Source organism: Candidatus Melainabacteria bacterium RIFOXYA2_FULL_32_9, assembly GCA_001784615.1.
In the GTDB taxonomy this organism is placed as follows: Bacteria; Cyanobacteriota; Vampirovibrionia; order Gastranaerophilales; family UBA9579; genus UBA9579.
In genome coordinates this window covers 9,769-10,738 of the sequence record MFRQ01000070.1, presented here as the reverse complement: position 1 = coordinate 10,738, position 970 = coordinate 9,769, and the positions used below count along the sequence as shown (strand labels likewise).

Below are 970 nucleotides of genomic sequence, written 5' to 3'. Positions count from 1 at the left end.
TTACCCATCATAATTTCTGGGACAATGTACTAGCTTTGGCTTTTACCATAATATACAATAGCAATTCTTAAAATGGTTATTGCTTGGCCATTTTCAAGATTAATATGAAAAGCACTGTCATCAAACCAGATAATTTGCCCTTTGAAAACCTTGTCATTAACGGTATGAAAATCAACCCAGATTTTATCTTTAATAAACTGTTTAATTTCAGAAAGACTTGGCCCCTTTAAATCATTCATAATTAATTCCTTAAGATTTGATTTTTTTCTTTAAATTTTTAATAGTCTTTTTGGTTTTCTTCAAATTCTCAGGTTTAGGCTCTAATTTAAGATATTTTTCATAATTTTCAACCGCTTCTTTATTTTTTCCTAATTCCTGATAGGCTAAAGCCAGATGTAAATATATTTCATTTATATTTGAATCAACTTCGATTGCTTTTTTGTAATATTCTACAGCTTTTTCAAAATCTTTTAAACCATAATAAACGAATCCTATGCTATCCAAAGCTGGTGCACTTTCAGGATTTAATTCGACTGCTTTTTTACAATTAACTAATGCTTCATCATATTTTCCAATATTGGCCTGTCCATAGCAAAGATTATTATAAGCTTCCTGAAAATCAGGTTTTAATTCTGTTGCCCTCTTATTATAACTTATTGCTTTATCATACCTGTTCTCTTTGGAGAAAATAATACCAATATCATACTGAATAATTGGATTAGTAGGCATCAATTCAGAAGCTTTAATTAAATATTGCAGAGATTCTTCAGTCTTCCCAAGTTTATCCAGCACCAGACCCAAATAATAATTAATATGCTTACTCTCAGGATTAATTTTAAGAGCCTCTTTATATTGTCTTTCAGCGTCTTTATAATTCTTTGTTGCCTCAAATATTATTCCCAGGCCAGATAAAGCAGTAATATTCTCAGGATCATATTCTAAAAGATTAATAAGATGCTCCTGTGATTTT

General features: G+C 29.7%; 1 protein-coding gene and 1 pseudogene (1 of these 2 cut by a window edge). Both read right to left on the bottom strand.

The window, feature by feature from the left end; translation table 11 throughout:
• Nucleotides 1-29: 29 nt before the first annotated feature.
• Entirely contained in the window at nucleotides 30-239 is a 210-nt protein-coding gene (locus A2255_10750) for a hypothetical protein (protein OGI21078.1), read from the bottom strand.
• A gap of 10 nt (nucleotides 240-249) precedes the next feature.
• Nucleotides 250-970: pseudogene (locus A2255_10745) on the bottom strand (hypothetical protein) (it continues 137 nt past the right edge of the window).

Coding starts and splice junctions, on each gene's coding strand:
- A2255_10750 (OGI21078.1), bottom strand. CDS start 239: ATGAATGATTTAAAGGGGCCAAGTCTTTCTGAAATTAAACAGTTTATT.